The organism is Mesorhizobium sp. M4B.F.Ca.ET.089.01.1.1, assembly GCF_004022605.1.
In the GTDB taxonomy this organism is placed as follows: Bacteria; Pseudomonadota; Alphaproteobacteria; order Rhizobiales; family Rhizobiaceae; genus Mesorhizobium; species Mesorhizobium abyssinicae.
Genome location: NZ_RZOS01000396.1, coordinates 1 through 5342, shown reverse-complemented (window position 1 = coordinate 5342; position 5342 = coordinate 1). Strand labels below are relative to the sequence as shown.

5 protein-coding genes and 1 pseudogene are annotated in these 5342 nt (G+C 65.7%); 1 reads left to right on the top strand and 5 read right to left on the bottom strand.

Annotated features, from left to right (window positions below; translation table 11 throughout):
* The 4 genes and pseudogenes from EN780_RS26820 to EN780_RS26805 all read right to left on the bottom strand — a co-directional run.
* Positions 1–183 (bottom strand): annotated as a pseudogene (locus tag EN780_RS26820) (efflux transporter periplasmic adaptor subunit); the annotation flags it as partial.
* Between the two features lie 161 nt (positions 184–344).
* Positions 345–953: a hypothetical protein gene (locus tag EN780_RS26815; RefSeq protein ID WP_127310918.1), complete on the bottom strand. Its 609-nt coding sequence runs from the start codon at positions 951–953 to the stop codon at positions 345–347.
* Complete coding sequence (locus EN780_RS26810) at positions 950–3223, bottom strand: xanthine dehydrogenase family protein molybdopterin-binding subunit (RefSeq protein WP_128275794.1); 2274 nt, start codon at positions 3221–3223, stop codon at positions 950–952. The genes EN780_RS26815 and EN780_RS26810 overlap by 4 nt, the downstream gene beginning before the upstream one ends.
* Before the next feature lie 2 nt (positions 3224–3225).
* On the bottom strand, positions 3226–3687 hold the full coding sequence (locus tag EN780_RS26805) for a (2Fe-2S)-binding protein (RefSeq protein ID WP_127285539.1): 462 nt from the start codon (positions 3685–3687) through the stop codon (positions 3226–3228).
* Positions 3688–3812: 125 nt separating this feature from the next.
* On the opposite strand from EN780_RS26805, the gene EN780_RS26800 reads away from it, so the two are divergent.
* Positions 3813–4409, top strand: coding sequence for a TetR/AcrR family transcriptional regulator (locus tag EN780_RS26800; RefSeq protein WP_127285538.1), 597 nt, complete (start codon positions 3813–3815; stop codon positions 4407–4409).
* 15 nt (positions 4410–4424) lie between these two features.
* Here EN780_RS26800 and EN780_RS26795 read toward each other — a convergent pair.
* A partial coding sequence (locus EN780_RS26795) for a patatin-like phospholipase family protein (RefSeq protein WP_133372727.1) occupies positions 4425–5342 on the bottom strand: 918 nt, incomplete at its 5' end.

The window sequence follows — 5342 nt, the reverse complement described above, 5'->3', positions numbered from 1 at the left end:
CGGCTCGGCCTCATCGGCTTTCGGCTTGGCGGCCTCCGGCTGCGCAGCCTTCGAGGCGTCTTCTGCCTTCGGCTTGTCGGCGGCGGCGCTGCCCACGGACGAGAATTCACCCGTTCCCATCCAGGCTGCGAATCCGATAAGCACAACAATGGCTGCAAGCTTGTGAAACCTGATTTTCGGCATCGTCGTCGTTTCCACTGCGGGGTTCGGCCAGGCCGCTTCTTTCAGATGCGGGCGCGTCGCCGATATGGGTGCGCGCAAGGCCCTATTCAATTTGCCGTGATAGGCGAAGCGCCGCTTCTACCTCAAAGTTGCAACGCAAAATAGTCAGAAACTTTGATGGATTATTGCGCTGCCGGACAGGGCGCGCCCGCCGCCATCCAGTTCTCGATCGCTGTGTATGTCTCCTCCGCCGAGCCTGGCGCCGGCTCACGATCCGCTCCCGGGGCCCAGCCCCAGGCAACCAGTTTGTCGTCGCGAACATGCAGCGCGACATCCTGCAGGCTGCGCCCGCCATTGCGGGCGGGGTCCTTGATCTGGGCGCAGATTTCGGCCGAGGACTTTCCGAACCAGACCATCTCGGCCGGCGCCAGATGCCAGTTCTCGGCCCCCGGCGGCCCATGCAATGCCTTGGAATTGCTGGAGAAATGGCACGTCGTGCAACGCAGGCCGGGATTGCCGAAGCCGGAGCCGTCGGCGCCGCGCTGGACATTGAAGCCATGCACGCGCGTGCCGCCATAATGCGCGCCGGACCAGCGCGGCCGGTCGTCGGCGACATGGCAGTCGGCGCAGCGCGGATGCGAGAACACCGCATAGACCTTGTCCCATTCGGGCAAGCCCTTGGCCGTGTCGACTGCTGCTGGGGCTGGCTGCTGGGACTCCTGCGCGGTTGCAAAAGGCGCCGCCAGCAAGATGATGGCAGCAGGCGTCAGCATGATGAGAAGCTTCCTCATGCGAAGGTCACCTCTTTCGACAGCGGCAACCTACGGATGCGCTTGCCGGTCAGCGCGAAGATGGCATTGGCGAGCGCCGGAGCGGCCGGCGGCGTGCCGACCTCGCCGACGCCGCCCATCTTGTGGAAATTCTCTAGCACCGCCACCTCGAACACCGGGGTCTGGAAGATGCGCATGGCGTCGAAATCGTGGAAGTTCGACTGCTCGACCATGCCGTCGGCGAAGGTGATTTCCTGGCCCATCGCCGCCGACAGGCCGTAGATGGCGCCGGAGATGAGCTGCGCCTTGATGATGTCCGGGTCGAGCGCGGTGCCGACATCGGCAGCGATCCACACCTTTTCGATGCGGATGCCGGCCGGCGTGTCCGCGACCTGCACGATCTCGCCGACCCAACTGCCGAAGGACAGCGTGAAGGCCATGCCTTTGGCCTTGCCGGCCGGCAGCGCCTCGCCCCATTTCGCCATCCCGGCGACTGCCTCGACCACCTTCAGCGCCGACGGATAAGCGGCCATCAGCTTCTTGCGCAATTCGACCGGATCGGTTTTCCCGGCGGCCGCGATCTCGTCCATGAAGCCTTCATGGAAGAAGCCGTTGATCGAGCTTCCGACCGATCGCCACGAACCGACGGGGATCGAGACGGGCGCGGCGATGCCGCTCACCCGGTAGTTCGGGATCGTGTAGGGCTGGTCGTAGGCGCCATCGACGATGGTCTTGTCCGGTCCCATCGCCGACAGCGAGGGGAACAGCCGCCGCAAGGTGCTGGCGATCATCGATGGCGACGATACCTTCATGTCGACCGCGACCGGCAGGCCATCGTCGCCGAGCCGCGCCTGGAACCTGCCGATTGCCGCGGGGCGGTAGGCGTCGTGGCGCATGTCCTCCTCGCGCGTCCAGGTCACCTTGACCGGACGACCGCCGGCTTCCTTGGCCATCAGCGCCGCGCACAGCGCATAGTCCATCTCGACGCGCCGGCCGAAGCCGCCGCCGAGGAAGGTTGTGTGCACCGTGACCTTGTCCTGCTCGATGCCGACCGCGTTGGCGCAGAGCTGGCGCACCAGCGTCGGCGCCTGGTTGCCGCACCAGATGTCGAGGGCGCCGTCCTTCAGCCGCGCCGTGGCGTTCATCGGCTCCATCGTCGCGTGCGCCAGGTACGGCACCGCATAGTCGGCCTCGACGATCTTTTCGCGTGGCGCGTCGGCGAAGGCGGTGTCGACGTCACCGTCGTTGCGGAGTGCCGACCCCTTGGTGGTGAGCGCCTGTTTCAGCGCCGCGTCGATGGCGGCGCTGTCCAGCGGATATTCGGGGTCGGCCCATTTGGCCTCGATCGCCTCGGCGGCCCTGAATGCCGCCCAGGTGTTTTCGGCGATGACGCCGAAGCCATGGCCGTAGCTGGTCTCGATCGGCACGATCTTGACCACGCCGGGCATTTTTTCCGCCTTGGACAGGTCGGCGCTCACCGGCTTCGACCAGAAGCGCGGGCTCATCTTCACCGTGCCGTAGAGCATCTCCGGCAGCCGGACATCGATGCCGAAGATCGGCGCGCCGGTGACCTTGGCCAGCATGTCGACGCGCTTCTGCGGCTTGCCGAGCAGCTTCCAGTCGGCCTTGTCCTTGAGCCTGACCTCGGCGGGCGGCGGCATGGTGTTGGCTGAGGCGGCGACTTCGCCATAGGTGACCGATTTTCCCGACGCTTTGTGCAGGACCGTGCCGCTGGCGGTTTCCAGCTCGCCGGCGGAAACGCCGAGCTTCTGCGCCGCCGCCGCGATCAGCATCTGCCTTGCGGCAGCGCCCGCCTGCCGCATCTTGTCGAAGCCGTCGCGCATCGAGGACGAGCCGCCCGTGCCTTGCAAAGCGAGCAGCTTCCCGACGACGCCGAGGCCGGAGCGCACCGCTTCCGCCGTCATGCTCTCGTCGAAGAAGGCGAACGGACCGCCCTCCTGGAGGATCGCCGCGTTGTAATAGGCATAGGAGGCCGCGCCGTGCTCGACCTTGACCTGGTCGAGACCGACGTCGAGCTCCTCGGCGACCATGGCGGCAAGCGTCGTCGACACGCCTTGCCCCATCTCGGCGCGCGGTGCGACGATGGTGATGGTGTTGTCGGCGCCGATCTTCACATAAGGATTGAAGGTCGCCTCGCCCTTGCCGAGATCGGCCTCGAGCGGGTTGGCGAAGGGCTTGCGGTAGTAATAATAGCCGACGGCGACACCGCCGGCGACGGCGGCGGCGCCGATGAGGAAGGTGCGGCGGGCGATCTTTCCGATGCTGGCCATGATCAGAGCCCCGCCGTCTTCAGCGCCGCGGCTTTCTTGATCGCCGCGCGGATCTTCGGATAGGTGCCGCAGCGGCAGAGGTTGCCGCCCATGGCGTTGTCGATGTCGTCGTCGCTCGGATCCGCCACCTCCTCGAGCAATGCCACCGCGCTCATGATCTGGCCGGCCTGGCAGTAGCCGCACTGCGCCACCTGCTCCTCGAGCCAGGCCTGCTGCACCGGGTGCAGCTTGCCGCCGGCGCTGATGCCTTCGATCGTGGTGATCGGGCCGCTGACCTCTCCGACCGGCAGTGAGCAGGAGCGCACCGGCTGGCCGTCGACATGCACGGTGCAGGCGCCGCAAGCGGCGATGCCGCAGCCGAATTTCGGGCCCGTCTTGCCGACGAGATCGCGCAATGCCCACAACAGCGGCATTTCAGGATCGGCATCGATGTCGAACGATTGTCCATCGACGGTGAGGCGCATGGGGTACCCTTCGTTGTCGTCCACAGCCAGGAGCGAAATGGCAGGTCTCGGCCACTTCGCCTTCATACAACTTGACAAAATCCGTCATTTTGTCAATAGAGTTCGTACAGGATAGACTTGCCGCCATGATCGAAGCCGAGGACATTGCCGTCGACCCCAAGCGCGCCCGCATTCTGGAGGGCGCGATGAAGGTGTTCCTCGCCTATGGCTTTTCGCGCACCACCATGGACGACATCGCGCGCGCCGCCGACATGTCGCGGCCGGCGCTCTATCTGCTGTTCAAGAACAAGACCGACATTTTTCGCGCCATCGCCCTGATGCTGCTCGGCCGTTCGGTCGAACAGGCAAAGAGCGAGCTCGAAGGCGGCGGCACCTTCGCCGAACGCATGATGCGCGCCGTCGACGCCGCGCTGATCTCGATGATAGGCGCCGTGCACGCCTCCCCGCACGGCGCCGAACTGCTCGACATGAAGTCGAGCGTCGCCGACCTCGTCGGCTGCTGGCGCGGCGGCCTTGTCGAGCACATTGCCAGGGCGATCGAGGGCGAAGCGAAAGACAACGGCGTCGACCTCGCCGCCAAGGGACTTTCGGCGCGGCTGCTCGCCGACATGCTGCTCGATGGGCTGGAGGGCATGAAAACGCGCATCAGCAATCCGGACGAGCAGCGGCAGGCCGCCGCCGCACTGATCAGGGTGATCGACCTGGTGCTGCGGAAGGGTTGAGGTGCCCCGGTTGCGCTAGGCTCCGCGCCGCGCCTGCTCCGGCTTCCTGCGTATGGCGAGAAACTCTTTGACCCGCCGGCCCGGCGCCGGGCCGCGCACCGGCCGGTAGCCGTCGTCGAGTTCGCCGGAGAGATCGAGTGTCGGCCGCTTGCCGACGGCGTCGTAGTTCTCCTCCAGCCAGTCGCTGGCGGCACTTCGGCCAAGATCGCGCAGATAGGCGAGGAAGGCCCATTCTGCATTGACCTTGGACGACGCCGACAGATCCTTGAACGCCTCGTCGGCATCGATGCGATGCATGCGGATGTCGCGGTACTCGCCATGCGGCAGCCGGCCGGCGGCGATCAGCTCCTTGACGAAGGCGATCGAGCGGAATTCGCGCAACAGCCCGGCGTTGAAGGTGATCTCGTCGATGCGGTTCTGGATCTCGTTGGCGCTCTTCGGCGTGCCCTCGCGCACCACCGGATTGATCTGCACCAGAAGCACGTCCTCGGTGGCAGTCGTCTTGAAGAACGGATAGAGCGCCGGATTGCCGCCATAGCCGCCATCCCAGTAGGGCACGCCCTTGATCTCGACGGCGCGGAACAATTGCGGCAGGCAGGCCGAGGCCATCACCGTGTCGAGGTCGATCTCGCCATCGGAAAAGACGCGCAACTGCCCGGTCTCGACATTGGTCGCCGAGATGAACAGCTCCACCGACTTGCAGGCGCGCACATTGGAGAAGTCGATCTCCTGCTTGACCACGTCGCGCAGCGGATTGAGGCCGAGCGGGTTGGCGACATAAGGGGAGAACACCCGCGACATCGTGTCGAAGAAGACATAGCCCGGCGTGTTCTCGATCGACCAGTTGCCCCAGGCGACGTCCCACGGCATGCGCTGCACCGGGCTGAAGCGGCCCTTCCGCGCCACCGCGCGCCAGACATCGTCGAGCTTCTT

Coding starts and splice junctions, on each gene's coding strand:
- EN780_RS26815 (WP_127310918.1), bottom strand. CDS start 953: ATGAGGAAGCTTCTCATCATGCTGACGCCTGCTGCCATCATCTTGCTG.
- EN780_RS26810 (WP_128275794.1), bottom strand. CDS start 3,223: ATGGCCAGCATCGGAAAGATCGCCCGCCGCACCTTCCTCATCGGCGCC.
- EN780_RS26805 (WP_127285539.1), bottom strand. CDS start 3,687: ATGCGCCTCACCGTCGATGGACAATCGTTCGACATCGATGCCGATCCT.
- EN780_RS26800 (WP_127285538.1), top strand. CDS start 3,813: ATGATCGAAGCCGAGGACATTGCCGTCGACCCCAAGCGCGCCCGCATT.